The organism is Catenulispora yoronensis (assembly GCF_039531695.1).
Lineage (GTDB): Bacteria > Actinomycetota > Actinomycetes > Streptomycetales > Catenulisporaceae > Catenulispora > Catenulispora yoronensis.
On the sequence record NZ_BAAAQN010000052.1, the window covers coordinates 75,726 to 94,460 of the forward strand.

The window sequence follows — 18,735 nt, forward strand, 5'->3', positions numbered from 1 at the left end:
GGCCCGGCTATCCCCTTCTGCGGAACGGGAACCAGGACCGGGTCGGCTGCCGAGACTCCTCGAAGGTCAGGAACTCGTCCTCGACCTGGTGCTTGCTGGACAGGATGAACCAGCGCAAGCGGTCCCAGTCCGAGGGCTCCAGCTCGTCCGCCGCCTGCCCGACGCACCCGAGCAGCTCCGCACGCAGCGACTGGTCGTGGTGGTACCTGGTCTCGGCGAGGACGTAGATCCCCGCGATCCGCATGAGCCCGGCATCGGAGCTGTCCAACGGGGGCGTCCGCACCTTGTCCAGGAACGTGCGCATCACGGCCGGATACATCAGCTCCAGCACCGAGCACACCTGATCCGGCTCCAGGCTCGCGGCGAGCATCAGCTTCGGCAGCAACGTCGCCACCATGACGCCGATCATCGGCGTGGCGGCGCTGTCCTGCCTGGCGATCCACTCCAGATCCTTGTAATCGCGGACATCATGACAACGGCGGTCCAGTTCGACGGCCTTGGCCGGCCCGACGCAGTCGGCTTCGAGCCGGGAGGCGACGGGGGATGTCAGCAGCCTGCGAGAGACGGTGACATACCAGGCGATGTCGTCGGCGGTGGACGCGGTCTTGAGGGTGTCCAGGAACCAGCGCGCGACGGATTCGTCCTCCAATTCCTCCAGCGGAGTGGCGGCGGCGACATGGACCATGGCCTCCGGCGTCCAGCCGTCGGGCCAGACGCGGCCGAGGAGTTCGGCATCGGGAAGATCGAGGTCGCGGCGGCCGAGCACAGCGCGCAGCACAGGTACTCGCTGCGACGAGTCCTGGCGGGCCAGGCTGAACCACAGTGCTTCTTGCAGCTCCGGAAGCTCGGCCAGGCCGGCGTCGAAGGACGGGATGCCGCGCAGGAAGGGCCCGAGCGGACCGTCGAGGGCGCCGTCCAGGGTCTGCGTTCCGTCGGCGGCGAGGCCCTGGAGGTAGGTCACGAAACTCTGCCGGATCGCGGGCCAGTCCCGGACCATGACGCGCAGCGGATCCCCGTCGTCGGCGGACCAGCGGCCGCTCATCGCTTCCGGCGCGAGCACCCATTTCGTGAGGTCGACGAGGAATCCCGTCTCCAGGTCCGCCGCCAACCCGCTGCGCCGCGTCCAGTCCAGCAGGCGGAGAACGCCCGCGGACGTGCCGACCGGCGCGGCCTCCAGCAGTTCGCGGACGCGGCCCGCAACGCGCATCCGGACGCGCGGGGACTCGATGTGGGCCGACGTGGTGGCGCTCTCGGCGCCGTCGCGGACCCGGGCGAGTTCGAAGTCGAGCTGCCGGTAACGGACCTCGTCGCAGAGTGCTTGGTTGCCGCCGCGCCATGCCAGGTCGAACAGCGCCGGGAGGTACTCCTCGGCCCGCCACTGCGGCTGTTCGTTCAGCTTCACGGCGAGGTCGTGGGCGGCCGCCGGCGGCAGGCGGTCGACGTTGCGGGCCGTCCACTCGGCGACGGCGCGGACCTCGGGCTCGGTGAGCAGGACGCCCTTCAGCGCGGCGGCCGCGGCCAGCGGACCGTACCAGGCGTCGAAGGGAGTGTCGGGCTCGGCGAGGGCTTCGGCGGCGTACCAGAGCGCGCGGGCCGCGCCGACGCCGACGCGCGCCGCCACCGACGCGACGGCGAGCGTCGGTCCGTCCGGCAGCCGGCCGCCCGGCATGTCGAAGAGTTCGAAGGCGTGGACGAGGTCCAGCGGGAGTTCGGCGGCGGTTTCGGAGACGGTGCCGATCACGTGGGCCCAGGGCGCGTTGCGCGGGTCGGCGAGATAGGTGGTGAACGCCAGGGTCCGGCCGGCCCGGGGCGGCAGCAGATAGGACACGGCGCCGATCCACAGTGCCGCCCGATCGGAGTCGGACTCGATGAGCAGGACCGGCGGCCCCCAGCCGGCTTGCGCGGCGGCGACGGCGGTGACCAGGATCGGGAGGCGGTCGGCGAAAGGGTGCTCGGCGAGGAAGGCGCGCACCGTGGACGGGGTGACGCCGCCGCGCGGCAGTGCGCGGTCCAGCGGCGGCAGGGCCGTGTCCCTGGCGTGCCGACGGACCCACAACGGCGAGCGCCACGACTCGATCGGGAGCATGCCGTCGAGGGCGTCGGCGAGGTCGGCGTTGGATCCGGCCAGGACGGCGTGGGTGAAGAAGTTGCCGAAGCCGCCGGCGGTGTCCTGGCCGACGTATTCGATGTTGGCCAGTATCGATCGGGTGGTGGGCGGGCGGGCGGGTCCCGCGGTGCCTGGGATGTTCGGCGGGCCGGCGGTGGTCGGCGCGGGCGGCGCCGTCCTTGCTGTCAGTGCCGTCAGTGCCGTCACCGCGGGCGGCGTGGTGGGTGCGGTCGGCCTGACCGGTCCCGTCGGCCCGGTCGATCCCGTCAGTCCGGTCGGTCCCGCCTGCCCAATCGGTCCCGTCGGCCCGGCCGGCCGGAAGCACAGGTTCACCGGGCAGCGCCGCAGGTCGTCCGGCCCGGCCGGGAAGGCTTGCGAGCGGGGCGGCCGATAGGCGGCCAGGGCCATCACGGAGCGCTGGGCCTCGGCGTCGATGCCGGGGCTCAGGGCGTTCAGCCGGTAGTCGGCGAAGCCGTTGTTGTTGTCGCGACCGGCCAGATAGAGCTGCTCTAGTGCCACGTCACCCGGCGCTCCCTTACCCGTTCCGCCATTCCCCCGCCATGGTGTCACCCTCTGCTTACCCAGGCGGGGCGGGCGCCATCCGTCGGACCGCAGGCTGCTGACACTCGCAGGGGTTCTCACGGAGATCAGTCATGATCCGGCATTGTGTGGCGCGGATTTGCTTCCGTCAGTTGCAGATCAGGGCTAATCTTCAACAGCATTCAACGTTGAGTCTCCACTCAGGCGCGCTCTTGGAGGACTGATGACGGATCGGCGGGGTTCGGACGGGATGAGCCGGCGAGTGGTGCTCGCGGGCGGGGCGGCCGCGGGAGCGGTGGCGGCCGGGTTCGCCGCGGCGGGACCGGCGGCGGCCGCGCAGAGCAGGACGGAGGCCGGGGCGGTGGCCGGGACGGAGGCCGGGACAGTGGCGCCGGCCGGCAACGCGGACGGCGCCCGGGTGCGCTTCGACCGGTGGACTTCGTGGGCCGACTTCGTCTCCGGACACTCGGAGGGCGCGCTGGCGCTTCCGGGGCGGCGGCTCGGGGTGGTCATCGGGCAGCCGATCGGCCAGGTCTCGTATACGGACCCTTATCTCAACACGACCGCCGAGTACGAGTACGCCGTCTGGACCTCGCCGTCGCGGCGGCTCGACTTCGGCGCCACCCAGCTGACGGCGCACTGGAACGCCGAGACACCGCAGGGTACGTACATCAAGGTGGAGCTGCTCGCCTCCATGGAGGACGGCCACCAGGACACCTGGGTGATGGGAATCTGGGCCTCGGGCGACGGAGACATCGACCGGACCTCGGTGAACGGGCAGTCCAATGCCTACGGCGAGATCGACACCGATACGTGGAGCTCCGAGACCGGCCACTCGCTGCGTTCCTACAAGCTGCGCCTGACACTGCTGCGCCGCGTCGGCAGCCACGCCAGCCCGCGCGTGTGGCAGATCGGCGCCACAGCGTCGGCGGTCCCGAACCGCACGACGGTCCCGGCGACGACGCCCGGGCCGGCGACGGGTATCACGCTGAACGTCAAGCCCTATGCGCAGAACATCCACAAGGGGCAGTACGTCCAGTACGGCGGCGGCGGTGAGGCCTGGTGCAGCCCGACCTCCACGGAAATGGTCGTCGAGTTCTGGGGCAAGGGGCCGAGCGCCGATCAGTTGGCATGGGTGGACCCGACGTACGCCGATCCGTCGGTGGACCAGGCCGCGCGGTTCAGCTACGACTACGGCTACGAAGGCACCGGCAACTGGCCCTTCACGTGCGCGTACGCAGCTACGTACGGGCTGGACGCCATGGTCGTGCGCCTCAACTCGCTGCACGAGGTGGAGGTCCTGATCGCGGCCGGGTTCCCGGTGGTGACGTCGCAGTCGTTCACCAAGGCCGAGAACGGCTACTACGCCAGCGACGGCCATCTGTGGGCGGTCATCGGCTTCGACGCCAATGGCGACGTCATCGTGAACGATCCGGCGAGCAACAGCGACGACAACGTCTACACGGTGTATCCGCGGCGGATGTTCGAGACGGTGTGGCTGCGCACCAACTACACGAAGGCGGACGGCAGCCCCGGCTACGGCTCCGGCGGGATCGCCTACCTGATCAAGCCGCACGGCAAGGCCCTGCCCCGGGTCGTGGACCCGCGCAATCCGAGCTGGCCGTCGGACCACTGCGAGGACTAGGTAGACGGTCGATGTCAGTGGCCTTCGACCTATTGTGCGCGCTGAGGCAAGCCGGGCTTAACCCCACCACCGACGCGGGGGAAACGACAGGTGCCGAACCGTAAGCTTCGACTGTGAGCGCTGACGCCTACCGGCAGTAGTCGGCGGGCGCGGGGAGCGCACCACATGTCAGGGTCCTCAGATCCGGCGACGACGCCGGGCGGACCCGGTGTCCTGATCGTTTCTGAACCGGGGGGTTGAGTCGTGTTCGGTGTCGCACGCCGTCCCCACGCCATGAGTCGAGGAGAACGGCCATGTCCGAAGCGCCACTGTATGCGAGCTACACGATCACGCCGGACCCGACGCTGCCGCCGAACACGTTCCGCTGGACGATGACCGCGCCGTCCGGCGGCTCCGGTGACTACAGCTGTCAGCTGGTCGACTCCACCGGGGCCGCCCGGGGTACCTTGTTCGCCACCACTGGCTACCCGGCGGCGTACTCCTCCGCGGACGGCTTCAGCGGGTACCCGGGCAACAGCCTCACCGCGCGGCTCAACGCCCGGGGCGGTACCGATCCGGATATCGTGGTGCCGCTGGCTTTCCCGGTCCCGCTGTCCTCCGCGCTGAACCAGAAGGTCGTCGCATTCGCCTTGTCCACCCAGCCGGTCGCGGTCCCGGCACCCGCCGGCGGCGGTGCCCGGCCGCTGGCCGAGCTGGATCCCAACGGTTCGCCGATCGTGCTGTCCTACGACGTCCCGGAACCGACGAGCTACCGCGGCCGGCAGATCGTCCAGCTGGACTTCCCGCCCGCCTACTTCGTCGGCGGCGCCGCCACGACCGGGACCGGCGGCCCGGCCGGCGGCGGGCCCGGCGCGGGGACGGCCCACCAGCCGCCCGCCCACCAGCCGCCCGCCCACCAGCCGCCGGCCCACCGGCCGGACGCGCTGGACCAGCTGCTGAGCGGCCCGATCGCCGGGTCGCGGCCGGTCTACGGCGACGACGCGCCGCTGACCGGGGACACCGTCCCGGCGGACCGCGCCGGCGCGGCGGAGTTCACCGACGAACAGGTCAGGGAGGCGTTCGGCGTCGCCAAGACCACCGGCTACTTCGACCCGGCGGTGTTCCCGAACGTGCAGTCCGGCACCGACGCGGCGACCCGGGCGGCGATGATCCAGGCGGTGGCGGAGCTGGACGCGACCACGGTCGCGACCCAGTTCAAGGCCGGCAACCGCCTGGCCGTCTACCGGGACACCAGCGGGCGGACCACCTACCGGTTCATCCCGGTGCCGAAGACCGGCGTCCCGACCCTGCTGCTGGTCGAGTACTACCGGCTGTCCTCCTACCCGGCCCGGTACGGCGCGGGCCGCACCATCAAGACGTTCTCGCTGCTGCCCGGCGAACGGACCCGGATCCGGGTCAGCTCCTACCGGCGGACCACCGAGAGCGCCGTCCGGTCCGCGTCGATCCTGGACTCCACCAACGACGAGACCGAGAGCGAGTTCGAGGAGACCGTCCAGGGCGAGCAGACCAGCCAGAACGACACCAGCCGCGGATTCGAGTACCACGCGGACGTCAAGGCCGAGGCCAAGGCGACCTGGGGCTGGGGCAACGCCAACGTGGTGGCGAGCGGTGGCGTCACGGGCACCTCCAACGTGACCCGGGAGGAGTTCGCCAAGAACGTCGCCACCGCCGTGGCCCAGCACGCCGCCCGGGCCTCCTCGCGGCGCGACGTGCAGGTGGACACCAGCCTGGACGCCAAGATCGAGATGGGCGAGGAGACGGCGATCGAGCGCGAACTGGAGAACGTGAACGTCAGCCGGACGCTGAATTTCGTGTTCCGCCAGATGAACCAGGAGTTCGTCACGCTCCTGCACCTGGTCGACATCCGGGTGGCGTTCTTCAACGGCTTCGCCGAGTCCCGGGCCGAGGTGCCGCTGCCGGAACTCGGCACTCTGCTGCAGACCTACGTCCTCCCCGAGCACCAGCAGGCCGTGCGGACCGCGATCGCCGCCGAACTCCTGCGCATCACCGATCACACCGGCGCCGTCCGCGACGACTTCGTCAAGCAGGGCACCCTCAGCGGCACCGCCGGAAGCCCCCCGATGAGCTTCCTGCGGGTCGACCCCAACGCCTCCTCGGTCTACCAGGTCGCGGCCGACGGCCCGGTCATCACCGTCCCGGGCGTGGTCGTCTCGGCCGACTCCCACGTGATGCGCACCGACGGCGTCGTCGTGGACACCTTCCTCGGCCTGGGCAACGGCCTGGACGAGTACTCCACCGGCCTGCAGGTCCAGGAGGTCCGCGAACGCCAGCTCGCCAACGACCTGCGCCAGGCCGAACTGGACCGCGTCCGGCTGGGGATCTCGCTGGTGCACGGGGGCGACGCCAAGGCCGTGGAACTGTTCCAGAAAGTGTTCCCCGCGACGCTGGCCGCCGCCCCCGCCTCCACCGCCGCTCCCGCCTCCACCGGATCGACGCGCTGATGCTTCCCGTGGGCAAGCAAAAGAAGAAGGCCCTGGAGAATTCCGGGAGGGTGCTGAACGACAGAGCCGTCGACAAGAACAGAAAGCCCAAAGGGAAGGCGACCGCGAAGGCCACGAAAGTTCTGAACAGGATCGCGGACGACGTCGAACCCGAGGATCCGGCCGAAGTCGATAACTTCATGTCGACCAAAAAAATCGGCCTGCCGGGCAAGGCCGACGGCTCCAACCGGAAGGATTGGGCGGTGAAGCCGCTCACCGACGCGAAATCGCAGTACATGGACGGGCGTGAGGACTGGTGGGGGAAAGGAGCACTTCACCATCTCGTCTCGAAGGAGAAGCTCACCACCATCGGCGAACAGCTGGCCAAGGCCTGCCACGGCAGCGGCGGCCCGGCGCTTCGGACGGCCGCCCTGGACTTCTGGTACCTGTGCTGCCAGCTGGCCGGGGAGCACATCTGCGAAGCCGTGCGGCAAGGCAGCGCTTCGGACGCCATCAATCCGGTACGACTGCTGTGGAACATGCCGATCATGGTCTCGTTGGGACCCCCGAGTCCGGCCAACGACCCGGGACAGAACTTCGACGCCGACACCGAACCAGTTCCAGGAGGCAACGGCGAACGCCAGCTCACCGAGGCCTCGGAACACCTGCTGAAGCTGGAGAAGATCTGGGACGCCGCCGATATCGGATTGGGAAACTATGACGTCACGATGTGGCAGGGCATGCACACCTGCCTATTGGCAGCGCACAAGGTTTCGAAGAAACGCGGCCGCGGTCGCAGACTGCTGTATCCGCCACTTCCGGAGCAGTGGCTCAACGACTCATACACGCATCAGGTGATCAAACAGGGGCTGGTCAAGTTCCTCGGGACAAAGGACGGGATAGAACGCTTCCGGGGAGCCCGCTTCCCAGAGGGCGGGGCACTCTCCAATACGGACGCCGCGGTTTTCCTGGAGGACACGCTGATCCTCGGTGCGGATGCGAAGAAGTACAATCTCGAGAGAACCTGCACGATCGTGCTGGACGGCGCGAAAGCCGAACTCATCGTCCAGGTCAGCACGAAGACGCTGCAACACATCTGCAGACGGCACACTCTGACGTTCTTCGACTTCGGGGGAACCGAACGCCCGGTCAACACCCTGTGGCCGAACGTCACCTCATTCGTGAAGATGCATCACATGGTCGACGTCGAGCTCATGCCGGCCGTCGTCGAGGGGTGCACCCGCGCGTTGCGGTTCGTTGACACCGAGGACATGCACCAGAGCACCGAAGTCGATGTCGCCCATGTGCCGAACCCTCCATGGGGCACCCTCTACATGAAGATCAATATCTCGAAGTTTCCTGACGAGAACGTCGTCACCGTCAAGGTGAAGACCATCGCCCCCGACGGAGAGCAAGCGCTGGGGTTTCTCCGGGCCGATCTGAACGCGATGAAAGCGCACTTCAGGCCCTACCACGTGAAGAAGCGCTGAAGCCGACCGGACCGCCGGAGCGCGAGCCACCGGCGGCCGGTCCCTCACTTCGTCGCGGATGCGGGGCTGCCGGACTAAGCGGGCAGCTCGACCGACAAGCCGTGGCGGAACACGTTGTGCGGGTCCCACTTCGCCTTGACCTGCTGCAACCGTGCGTAGTTCCCCTGGTAGTACAGCTCGTGCCACGGCACGCCGGAGGTGTTCCAGGCCGGGTCCGCGAGGTCGGTGTCCGGGTAGTTGATGTACGAGCCGTCGTTGACGTCGGTCGGGACCGGCACGCCGCCGGTCGCCGCGTAGACGCCGCGGTAGAACTCGCGGACCCATTGCAGCCGTGCGGCGTCCTCCAGCTCCGAGAGCCAGGTGGTCTCGAACACCGCCTTCATCACGACCGAGCGCTGGGCCAGCGCGGTCGCGGTCGGGGCCGCCGCCTGGACCTGGCCGCCGTAGCCGATGAGCAGGATGCCGGAGCCGGCGGTGCCGTTCGGGTCGGTGAGGCCGGCGTAGATCGCGGAGAGCTGGGCGTCGTCGAACGACTTCTTCAGGTAGGCGGCCTTGATCTTGTAGCGGCGGGTCACCTTGTCGCCGCCCTCGCCGTCGCCCGGCCAGGTCGTCATGTGCAGCCAGGGGAAGACCGCGCCCTGGTTGACGTAGGGCTGGACGGTGGTGCCGGCGCGGACCGCGTCGATCAGGCCCTGGAGCAGGGTGCCGATGTTCGGCAGGCTCGCGTCGGCCTGGACCGCCAGGTAGAACTTGCCGGAGGCCTGGTTGCCGACGTTGAGCACCGCGTACAGGCCGGTGCCCGGCGCGCCGGGGGCGCTGTTCTGCTCATGCCAGACCCCGAAGTTGCGCACGATGGTGCTGAACTCCGCCTCGGTCATGGAGGCGTCGAACGGCCACTCGACCAGCCAGAACAGCATCTCGCCGGGCACCGGCGGCAGCAGCTTGGCCGGGTCGTCGCCGACCGCGCCGGGCGAGCGGAACCAGAACCGGGTGACGATGCCGAAGTTGCCGCCGCCCCCGCCGGTGTGGGCCCACCACAGGTCGTGGTGGGGGTCGCCGGGCTCGCGGGTGGCGATCACGGTGCGCACCGCGCCGTCCGCACCGGCCACCACGACCTCCACCGCGTAGAGGTGGTCCACGACCGAGCCGTAGCGGCGGGACAGGGGGCCGTAGCCGCCGCCGACGAAGTGGCCGCCGGCGCCCATGTCCGGGCAGCCGCCGGCCGGGATGGTGACGCCCCAGCCCTTGAACAGCGCCTCGTAGACCTCGCCGACGCGCGCCCCGGCCTGCACGGAGAAGGCGCGCATGACCGGGTCGTAGCCGACGGCGTCCATCATCGACAGGTCCAGCAGGATCTTGACACCGGGGTCGGCGGTGAAGTTCTCGAAGCAGTGGCCGCCGCTGCGGGCCGCGATGCGCTTGCCGGTGCGGACGGCGTCGGCGACGGCGCGGACCACGTCCTGGGTGCTGGTGACGACGCGGACCTCGTCGGGCTGGCCGACGTAGCGGAAGTTGTCGCCGCGGAGCAGGCTGTCGTAGCGGACGTCGCCGGGCTTGATGCTTACCGGCGGGAAGCCGGGGGCAGTGTGTTGAGCGTCCGCCCCGGCCGCCGCGTTCGGCCCGGCCGCACCGGCCGCACCGGCTGCCGGCGCCGCCGCGCTCGCCGACGCCGCCCCGAACCCGGCGAGCGCCGCCGATCCGACGGCCACCGCCCCGGCCCGGCCCAGCAGTCCGCGCCGGCTCAGCGCTTCGAGACCCTCGTTCGTTCGGTCTTCCATCATCCCCGCCTCTCATTGCGCGCAAAATGATCTATAAACCCACTGTTGTCAGAGAACTTACACGCGATGACGAACGGCTGGGGTGCGTCCCGGGCCGGGCTCGAGCGGCGCTCAACTATGCTGCCGATGTGCCCGATGTGCCCGATGTGCCCGAGGAACCGGAGGCCGCCGGAGCGGCCGAGGCCCCAGATCCCGAGTCCGCGTTCATCGACGGAGCTCTGCGCAGCCGCGACGACGACGAGACGCCGTGGTCGGTGGCGTGGGGACTGCTGCCGCCGGGGGTGGACGCGGTGCAGGTGACGTTCCGGGCCGGGCGGCGCTCGGAGCCGGCGGCGCGGGTCGGCGTCCTGGGACGGCACTGGGCCGCCGAGGTCGCGGGCCGGTTCGACCGCGTGGTGGTGGTCGGCGGCGCCGAACGGGCGAGCGCGAAGATCAAGACGCGCGAGAAGAATCCGGCGACGCGCCGGTTCTCCCGCAAGAAGACAGCCCTGCACGCCGACCCGTTGGAGCGCATGAAGCACCACTGGGGACTGGCCGCCGTGATCCTGCAGCCGGGCAGCGAGGACCGGCCCGTGCTGCCGGACCTCCGCAGCGCGGGCGAGGACGGCCTGGGCTGATCAGCGCGCGGCCGGTCCGGCGCTCACTTCACGTCGGGAACCGGTCCGGCACTCACACCGGGAACTCGATGTGCGGCAGCACCGCCAGCCCGGGCCCGAACCGCGCGGGGATCGGCGGCTCGTCACCGGCCGCGACGAGCGGCGGCTCGGCGAAGTCCCGCTCGAACTCCGCCCGGTGCAGCGCCATGAGGTCCGGCGCGGAGGGCAGTTCGGGCTGCTCGACCACCAGCAGCGGCCGTTCCAGAACCGGCGCGAGCAGATCCAGCACCCCGTCCACCGGCGCCGGCTGCGCGGGCTCGCGAAGGTCCAGCACCGGCGGCGGCACCACCTCGGCCGGCGCGGCCGCGTGCGCGGCGGCGACCTGCCGGGCGGCGTCCTCGGCGGCGGCGATCGCCTTCGAGGCGGCGTCGACGACGGCGACGACCTCGGCCACGGTCTCCGGCAGCACGATCTCGGTGGAGGTCATGCGGCGGAAGGTGACGGTCGCGGCCTCGGCGAGGACGGACGGCTTGACGAGGTCGGTGGTGGGACCCGGGCGCGGGTCCTCTTCGGAGTCCTCGTCGGGGTCGTTGTCGGGGTGGTTGTCGGAGTCCTCTTCGGAGTCGCCTTCGGAGTCGCCTTCGAGGGCCAGGTCCGTGATGGGCTCCTCACGGAGGACCGGCAAGGGCTCGGTCGGCGCCTCAATGGGGGCGGCGTCCGCGGTTAACGCAGGCATCTGCATTGTCATCGCGCTCGCGGCGGCATCGCGCACGGCATTGGCGATGACATCGGTGCCCTCGGCACCGAGGTTCGGTATCGGGACGGTCCCCGCGACGGGGTCGGCGGCGGGCACTGGCGGCAACAGCTTGGTCAGCGCCACATCGTCGGCGCGCATGAGCGGCATCGGCCTGGTCAGCGCCGAGTCCTGAGGATCGGCCAAGGGCGGCGGCGTCTGCTCCAGGTCCTCGGCTCGTACCAACGGCATCGCTATCGTCGGCGCGGCGGCGCCGGCGCCGAGGTTCGGTATGCGGGTGGTCGGTGCCGAGTCGCTCTGCATCGAACCGGTCTGTTCCGAGTTGGTCGATGCCAAACCGGTCTGGGACGAGTCGTTTGGGGCCGATGTGCTCAGTACTGAGTCGCGCGGGGCCGAGCCGTTCGGGGCCGAGTCGCTCAGTAGCGAATTGCTCAGGGCCGATGCGCTACCAGCAGTCTCCGCGGCGTCGGCGATCGGCGCGACCTCGACCATGTCCCAGCCGTCATCCGGCTCGTCGGACTCACCCAACTCATCAGGCTTGTCGGGCTCGTCGGACTCCGCGGATATCGGCTCGGCCTCCGCACCGGCGATCTCCGCGTCGTCTTCGGCCTGGTCGTCGGGCTCGTCGTCGATCGCCTCAGGTCCCGGAAGCGCGACCGTCATCGCCTCGGCGTCCGCATCCGCGCTCACCACGTCGTCCGCGGCGTTCGCGGCCTCGGCATCGCTCACCGCGGCCTTCACCTCCCCATCGCCGCCGGCGGGCGCCGGGCGGTTCTTCTCCTCGGGCCTCGTCGCCTCGAGTTCGGACAGGACAGTATGCGTCGTGGCTTCGTTCACCGGCATCAGGAGCTCGCGGGGTCTTCGTTCTTGGTGCTGCGGGCATGCAGCTCCCGCAGCTCATCGTCGTCGGGGAAGTGGTCGACGGTCCGTTTGATCAGGCTGCGGGCCTTGGGGTAGAGGTGCCAGTGGAAGGGCTGCTGCAGGCCGTCGGGGTCGGTGCCCGGCTTGGGACCCAGGTTGAGGGTGGCGTTCGGGTCCTCGGCCAGTTGCTGCGCCTCCTCCAGCAGCGCCGCGCACAGTCCATAATGCCGCGTCTCGTACTGGAATGTGGCCTCGTTCCGCCACAGCGCGATCATCAAGGCCCGCAGTTCGGGCGTGTCGCGGTAGCTCAGCGCGGTGCGGAGCCGGTGGGCGCGGTCGTGGAAGGGCTTGGGGTACTGGTCGTCCATCGCCTGGGCCACCAGGTGGCCGGCGATCTGGTACGGCGCGGCGACCGCGGCGTCGCCGCCGGTCCACTCCGGGTCGGCCAGCAGCGCCCACGCCATCCGGTCCAGAGCCAGCGGGCGCCGGTTGGCCACCGCCGCCGAGCACGAGAGCAGCGCCAGCGCCTGGGACAGGCCGGTCTGGTACTGCGGCTTGGGGTCCATCTCATTGAGCTCCTGCCACCACTGCACCGCCTCCAGCAGGTCCCCGTCGGGGCCCGGCCGGGTCAGCGAGCCGGCGCGCTCGGCGAGCACGACCTCCAGCAGGGCGAACGCCTCCGGCTCGTCCGGCATCAGGTCCAGGGCCCGCCGGACGTGCGAGAGCGCCAGCACGTGGTCCTTCTCCACCACCCGCAGCTCGGCGGCCTTCCGGGTGTGGGCCACCCCGAGGTCGGCGCGCAGGCTGGTGGTGTCGGGCGCGACGGTGAGGGCGCGTTCGAGGATGGTGATGACGGACTGCCAGTCGTCGGTCCCGGGCGCCGGGATCGGCACGGTCAGCGGCGCCGGGGTCGGGGTCGGCACCGGGATCGGCACCGTCAGCGGCTCGGTCATCGCATCGGCCCCCGGCACGGCGCCCGGCAAAGGAACGGACAGCTTGATCTCGGCCGTCTGCGCGTGGGCGTCGCCGACCGCCCCGGTGACCACGGTCATGGCGTTGACGTCGCCCACCGTGGTCACGATCGTCTCAGCGTTCGCGTCGCCGCCGTCCTTGAGCTCGACGGTCCGCGCCTCGACGTCCGAATCCGGCTCCGAATCCAGATCCGACTCCGGCTCCGCGCCCCCGCGGATCGGCCGGCCCAGCACCGCGTGCGCCGCGTTCAGTCCCGACTCGACGGCGATCTCGACCAGCTCGGCCTCGGGCGCCACATCAGGGGTCAGCGATGCCGCGCGCGCAATGCACTCCAGGGCATCGGCCCAGTGCTCGTCGAGATGCAGCTCCATGCCCCGCATCACGAGCGTCTTGCGCAATAGAGCGGTCCATTCCTGGTCGCGCTCGTCCTCGGGCACGGTGTCCAGCCCGGCTATCGCCGCCTCGTACCGGCCGTCCTCGTAGAGGAAGTGCTGCGGCCCCAGCGCGCCGTAGAACGCGGCGGTCCAGTTCTCCGCCGCGGCCCCGTCGCCGACACCGCCGACGCCACCGATACCGCCGACACCGCCGGCGCTTCCGGCCTCGGCCGACTCCGCCATCGCCGCCAGCTCCATGGCGCGCTGCGTATCGGTCAGGTCGCGCCACTCCCGGATCGCCGGCGTCTCCGGCTGCTCCCGCAGCAGCGCGTCCAGCGTCGGGCTGAGGATCGGGTTGATCCGGCAGGCGAAGACGTCCATGCCGAGGCGCACGGTCCAAGCATCGACCTCGTCCCCGCCGCGCCCGTTGGCCTCGTCGACGACGCGCAGCGCGTCCCGCAGCTCCGCCATCAGGGCGTCGCGGTCGGCGTCGAACCGCTCCTGCCCGGACTCCAGCGCCTCCGGCGTCGCGCCGGTCGCCCGCGGCCGGAAGTCCGGCGCGTGGAGCGCCGAGACCAGGCAGCCGACGGCCCACAGCCAGTGCTCCCGGCTCCGGCTGACGCGGGCCAGGCGGTAGGCGGCCAGGCCCAGCGCGTGCAGCAGCCGGGGGTTCGTGGGTTCGGCGCGGACCAGGACCAGGTAGCTGTCGAAGGCCTCGCGGTTGCGCTGCTCCTCGGCATGCTGACGCGCCTCGTACTCGGCCAGCGCCTCCAGCGCGGCTTTGGCCTGCGGCTGGTCGGGCTGGACGCGCAGGGCTTCGCGCAGGTCGCCGAGCGCCAGGTACGGCTCGCCCCGGCGGATCGCCTCGGCGGCGCGCCGGATGAGCAGGCCGACGCGCTCGGCCTCGGCGTCGGCGGGCAGGCGTTCCAGCGCGCCGTCCAGGTCGCCGGACTCGGCGCGGAGCAGGGCGAGCTGGCGGCGCAGGCGGGCCTTGAGATGAGTGCTCTCCAGCGCGGCCGCCCACGTGCCGATGGTCCGCTCCGCCTCGCCCGGCATGCCGGCGCGGCGCGCCGCGTAGAGGACGGCGTGCAGGGCCGACTCGACGCAGCGCAGGCACCGGTGGGAGTGGGTCTCGGTCGGCCGGTACAGGTGCTCGTCGCAGCCTTCGCGGCCGCAGCCGGCGCAGGTGGCGCTCGCTTCCCGGGAGCACTCGACGTCCACGGCGGTCCCGCACAGCGGCCCGGGCTCCTCGGCGGCGGCCGCCTCCGCGGCCTTCTTCGCCGCCGCGCGCTCCCCGGCCAGCGCGATCTCGTTGACGTCCAGTGTCAGGGTGCTCTCGGCGTCGTCGACGTCCGAGGGGTCGCCGTCGGCCGCGTCGGAGAGGGAATCGGCGTCCTCCGTGTCCGCCGATTCCCCGCTCGTATAGGAGACCACGTCGTTGTCGAGGAACCGTTGGTACCACAGCACCGCCTCGCCCCAGTCCCCGGTCCGCTCGGCGACCAGGGCCCGCACCCGGGCGATCTCCGGATCGCAGCCGGGGTCGGCGGGCAGGTCCACGAGCAGCGCCAGCGCCTGCCCGACCCGGCCGTCGACGACGGCGGCCACGGCCAGGTGGCTCCGGTCGCGCACGGTCCCGGCGGCGTCGAGGAAGTCCGGCAGGGTCCCGGTCGCGCCGCCGGCCAGGTCCACCAGGCCGCGCAGCCGGTTCTGGCGGGCCCGGTGCACGTCCACGCCGTCCCTGCCGTCCACGCCGTCCTCGACGGGCAGCGAGGCCGCCAGGTCCAGCGCCACCGCCGCCTTCTCGCGCTGCTCGGGCAGCTCCCGCCCGGCCAGCAGCATCCACGCCGCCTCCCGCAGCGCGGCCTCGCGCAGCGCCACCCGCCGCTCGACGATCTCGGGGGCGTCCAGCAGCGCCAGTTGCAGCTGGAGGCGGGCCGCGGTGGGGTTGGTGCCCAGCCGCTTGCGGGCCTCCCGGTCCCGGGCCACCGCGATCCAGTCGCGCAGCTCACCGGTCCGGAGCTTCTCCCACGTCGTCAGCGCGCCGGCCGGGTCGTTCGCCCGCAGCTGCGCCAGTCCGTAGTGGAACGAGGCCATTCCTCCCCAGTAGGAGGATTCCTCGGCCTCCGGATGGAGCAGCTCCTCCGCCTCGTCCCGCCGGCCGGCGGCCAGCAGCACCGCGCCGAGCCGGATGCGCGCGGCCCGGGAACTGCCGTCGTGCCGCAGCGCCGCCTGGTAGTGGGCGATGGCCTCGGCCGGCCGCCCGGACTGCTCGCGCAGCAGCGCCAGCCCGAGCCGCGCCGGGGCGAAGGCGTTCTCCACCGCCAGCGCGGTCGTGAAGTGGCCCCAGGCCTGGTAGTCGGCGCCGAGCTGCACCGACAGCCGGCCCAGCGAGTAGTGCACGCGCGGATCCTGGGGCGCCACCGCGGACGCGGCCCGCAGATCCTGCTCGGCATGGCCGGTGCGGCCCATCTGCTGGTGCGCGAGGCCGCGGAACAGCATCGCCTCGGGGCGCAGCCACGGACCGCGCGACCAGGGCGAGCCCTGGCCCGTCCCCCGGCGCTCGGCCTCGTCGTAGGCTGAGATCGCCTGGTCGTAGCGGCGCAGTGTGCTGAGCTGGACACCCCATCGGAACCACAGTTCGCCGCTGCCGCCGGGCACCCACTCGGCGAGCAGGTCCTCGGCCTCCTTCACCCGGCCGTCGCGCCGGAGCATGGTGGTCAGCGCCAGCACCGGCCAGTCCACCCCGGGCAGCGCCGCCAGCGCGGCCCGCGCGGTGGCCTCCCGCTGGGCGTTGGGGCCGGTCAGACACCGTTCCTGGAGCCACACGATGGTCCGGACGGCGGTGTCCTCGTCCCCGGCCTCCACGCCGTAGGTCAGGGCCTGCAGGAAATCGGTCACCGGCCGCAGGTCGCCGTCCTCCACCCGCAGCCGCTCCTCGGCGAACTGCCGCACCAGCCAGCGCGGCAGCTGCCGGAACGGCTCGGTCAGCAGCGGGTAGGCCTCCCGGAAGCGGACCATGGCGTCGGTGAAGACGCCCATCGCCAGAATCGTCTCGGCCTCGCCGAGCAACGCCAGCCCGCGATAGTGCGCGACGTCCTCAGGAGCCGCCGCCAACCGCCGCGCCAACTTGGCGTACCGATCGCGGGCCCGCTCCATCTGCCCGGCGGCCGCGAGGTCCTCGGCCCTCGCGAACTCCTGGGTGATCCACTGCGGGTCCGTCCCACGTCCACGCCCACGCAAGGCCACACCGTCCCATCGATTCGTATCGCTGGCTACAGCTTGACATACGGGCCCGCCACCGCGCCGGACCGCATTTCGCCCGAACGGCACCGACCTCCCGTTTTCCCCAGCCGATGCCACTGTGTTCACCCCCCATACAGACGCACCTCACATCACGTTGCGTTCCCTCCGGCGCGCCGCGACGCACCATCGCCCGGTTCCTTCGCCAGGGCGTGAGCACTCGAATACAATGAGTTCCCATGGAAGGCTCCGACGACGCCGGAATCGCCCAAGACGTCGCCAAGCTCGCCGGCCTGATACTCGCCGACAGCGAGTCGATCGCCCGCTCCGCGCAGGAGACCATCTTCCGCACCGTGGCGGAGTACCAGACCGGCCTGGTCGAACCCGACGAGGTCTTCCACGTCGTGCACCTGCAGATCAAGGCCATCTGGGGCTCGGTCGGCACCAGCCGCCCCACCGAGACCACCATCTCCTCCGCCAACGGCCAGGCCCGCGCCCGCGCCGGCATCCCCCTGTCCGCCCTGATGGACGCCTACAACATCGGCTTCCAGGAGCAATGGGACCGCCTCAGCGACCTCTCCGGCCAGGACGGCACCGGCGGCCCCGCCACCATGGCCGCCGCCGCCTACCTGGTCAAGGCCTACGACCGCACCATGCACGCCATGATGCGCGCCTACCGCGACCAGATGCGCAACCAGATCCGCAGCGAGGAACAACGCCGCTCGGTCCTGGTCCAGGCCCTCCTCGAAGGAACCCTGGACTCCACCACCCTGTGGGAAGCAGCCGACCTCCTCCGCCTCCCCCACACCGGAACCTACGTGGTGATCGCCGCCCACGTCCCCGACCTCGGCCACCACGCCCTCCCCGAAATCGAGAACGCCCTCGCCGACCTCGGCATCGACTCCGCCTGGCGCCTGATGCACGACATGGAGGTAGGCGTGGCGAGCCTGCCCCGCCCCCACCACCTGAACGGACTGGTCACAGCCCTCACCTCAGACGACAGCCACGTAGGCGTCAGCCCCCCCCTACGACGACCTCAAAGCCACAGCCCAAGCCCTCCGCCTGGCCCGCATCGCCCTCCGAGGCTCCTTCGCCCGCCACCAAGTAGTGGTCTTCGGCCAAGACCCCCTCACCAGCGCCGCCGCCATCGACCTCGAAATCATGCCCCGCATCGCCCGAGGCGTCTTCGCAGGCCTCGAAGACCTCCCCCCCACCGACCGCAGCACCCTCCTCGCCACCTTCGGCGCCTGGCTCGACAACGCCGGCTCGACCGAAGCGACAGCGAAGCAGCTGTATGTGCACCCGAACACGGTGCGGTACCGCTTGCGGAGGCTTGAGGAGCGGACGGGGCGGACGCTGTCCGACCCGCGACGCTTGGCGGAGCTGAGCCTGGCTTATGAGATCGAGCTGGGGAGCGGGGCGAATGGAGGCGGTGAGGTGCGGGCGGGGAGCGGCGAGGGGTGGGGGTGAGGTGTGGCGAGGGAGGTTAAGGGCGGCGCGGCATCGGACACTGCGACGGGTGCCTGTTCAACCGGCGGCCAACAGAACCGGTCGACTTTGCGATGAGCGCGGGCGCGGGGCTGCTGAACTAAGAAGATTGCCGACGAGGGCCGGGCTGACCCGGACGCGACCAACCGACGACGCGACAAAGCAACGGCCAGACCAAGCAGCAGCAACAACCGCAGCCAAACCTTGAACATAACCGGCGGCGGCTAGTAGAACTGATCGGCATCGCGACGAGTCGCCCGATCACCCTCGGGACCGGCGGCGGCCAGCAGGACCGGTGGTCATCGCAACCAGCCGCCCCGCTTTTTGCTTTGCCCCAAAGTTAGGTCTTCGGTTCCGGTCTTTCCGTCGCTTCGGCGGGCGCAGCCAATCGCGCCGCCCAGGCGGTGTCAAGGCTCGCATCAGCCAGGGCACGGCACCCAAAGGGTCGC

Annotated in this window: 9 protein-coding genes and 1 pseudogene; 6 read left to right on the top strand and 4 right to left on the bottom strand. The window is 71.0% G+C overall.

Annotated elements, in window-relative coordinates; translation table 11 throughout:
* Positions 1-7: 7 nt before the first annotated feature.
* Positions 8-2,626: a GTPase-associated protein 1-related protein gene (locus tag ABD481_RS33690; RefSeq protein WP_344669875.1), complete on the bottom strand. Its 2,619-nt coding sequence runs from the start codon at positions 2,624-2,626 to the stop codon at positions 8-10.
* A 244-nt stretch (positions 2,627-2,870) separates the two neighbouring features.
* Here ABD481_RS33690 and ABD481_RS33695 point away from each other — a divergent pair, with 244 nt between their 5' ends.
* The 3 genes from ABD481_RS33695 (at position 2,871) to ABD481_RS33705 (ending at position 8,223) form a co-directional block, all read left to right on the top strand.
* Positions 2,871-4,292: a C39 family peptidase gene (locus ABD481_RS33695; RefSeq protein WP_344669876.1), complete on the top strand. Its 1,422-nt coding sequence runs from the start codon at positions 2,871-2,873 to the stop codon at positions 4,290-4,292.
* Positions 4,293-4,585: 293 nt separating this feature from the next.
* A complete protein-coding gene (locus ABD481_RS33700; RefSeq protein WP_344669877.1) occupies positions 4,586-6,754 on the top strand; it encodes a hypothetical protein in 2,169 nt (722 codons plus the stop codon).
* Positions 6,755-6,762: 8 nt separating this feature from the next.
* Positions 6,763-8,223 carry a hypothetical protein gene (locus ABD481_RS33705; RefSeq protein WP_344669878.1) on the top strand — a complete coding sequence of 487 codons (1,461 nt, stop codon included), beginning with the start codon at positions 6,763-6,765 and terminating at the stop codon, positions 8,221-8,223.
* 74 nt (positions 8,224-8,297) lie between these two features.
* Here the strand turns inward: ABD481_RS33705 and ABD481_RS33710 are convergent, their stop codons facing one another.
* Positions 8,298-10,004: an FAD-binding oxidoreductase gene (locus ABD481_RS33710; protein ID WP_344669879.1), complete on the bottom strand. Its 1,707-nt coding sequence runs from the start codon at positions 10,002-10,004 to the stop codon at positions 8,298-8,300.
* Between the two features lie 125 nt (positions 10,005-10,129).
* Here ABD481_RS33710 and ABD481_RS33715 point away from each other — a divergent pair, with 125 nt between their 5' ends.
* Entirely contained in the window at positions 10,130-10,618 is a 489-nt protein-coding gene (locus ABD481_RS33715) for a hypothetical protein (RefSeq protein ID WP_344669880.1), read from the top strand.
* Positions 10,619-10,670: 52 nt separating this feature from the next.
* Here the strand turns inward: ABD481_RS33715 and ABD481_RS33720 are convergent, their stop codons facing one another.
* Complete coding sequence (locus ABD481_RS33720) at positions 10,671-12,194, bottom strand: hypothetical protein (RefSeq protein ID WP_344669881.1); 1,524 nt, start codon at positions 12,192-12,194, stop codon at positions 10,671-10,673.
* Positions 12,194-16,798 (bottom strand): tetratricopeptide repeat protein, encoded by a 4,605-nt coding sequence (locus ABD481_RS33725; protein ID WP_344669882.1) that lies wholly within the window; start codon positions 16,796-16,798, stop codon positions 12,194-12,196. Before ABD481_RS33725 ends, ABD481_RS33720 begins: the two co-directional genes overlap by 1 nt.
* A 239-nt stretch (positions 16,799-17,037) precedes the next feature.
* Between ABD481_RS33725 and ABD481_RS47625 the strand changes: the two are divergent.
* Both ABD481_RS47625 and ABD481_RS47500 read left to right on the top strand, forming a co-directional pair.
* Positions 17,038-17,775 (top strand): annotated as a pseudogene (locus ABD481_RS47625) (RsbRD N-terminal domain-containing protein); the annotation flags it as partial.
* A 184-nt stretch (positions 17,776-17,959) separates the two neighbouring features.
* On the top strand, positions 17,960-18,268 hold the full coding sequence (locus ABD481_RS47500; RefSeq protein ID WP_425559353.1) for a helix-turn-helix domain-containing protein: 309 nt from the start codon (positions 17,960-17,962) through the stop codon (positions 18,266-18,268).
* Positions 18,269-18,735: the final 467 nt, after the last annotated feature.

What these genes read in the sequence shown, in the direction of transcription:
- ABD481_RS33695 (WP_344669876.1), top strand. Translation starts at nt 2,871, where the DNA reads ATGACGGATCGGCGGGGTTCGGACGGGATGAGCCGGCGAGTGGTGCTC.
- ABD481_RS47500 (WP_425559353.1), top strand. Translation starts at nt 17,960, where the DNA reads ATGCCCCGCATCGCCCGAGGCGTCTTCGCAGGCCTCGAAGACCTCCCC.
- ABD481_RS33700 (WP_344669877.1), top strand. Translation starts at nt 4,586, where the DNA reads ATGTCCGAAGCGCCACTGTATGCGAGCTACACGATCACGCCGGACCCG.
- ABD481_RS33710 (WP_344669879.1), bottom strand. Translation starts at nt 10,004, where the DNA reads ATGATGGAAGACCGAACGAACGAGGGTCTCGAAGCGCTGAGCCGGCGC.
- ABD481_RS33720 (WP_344669881.1), bottom strand. Translation starts at nt 12,194, where the DNA reads ATGCCGGTGAACGAAGCCACGACGCATACTGTCCTGTCCGAACTCGAG.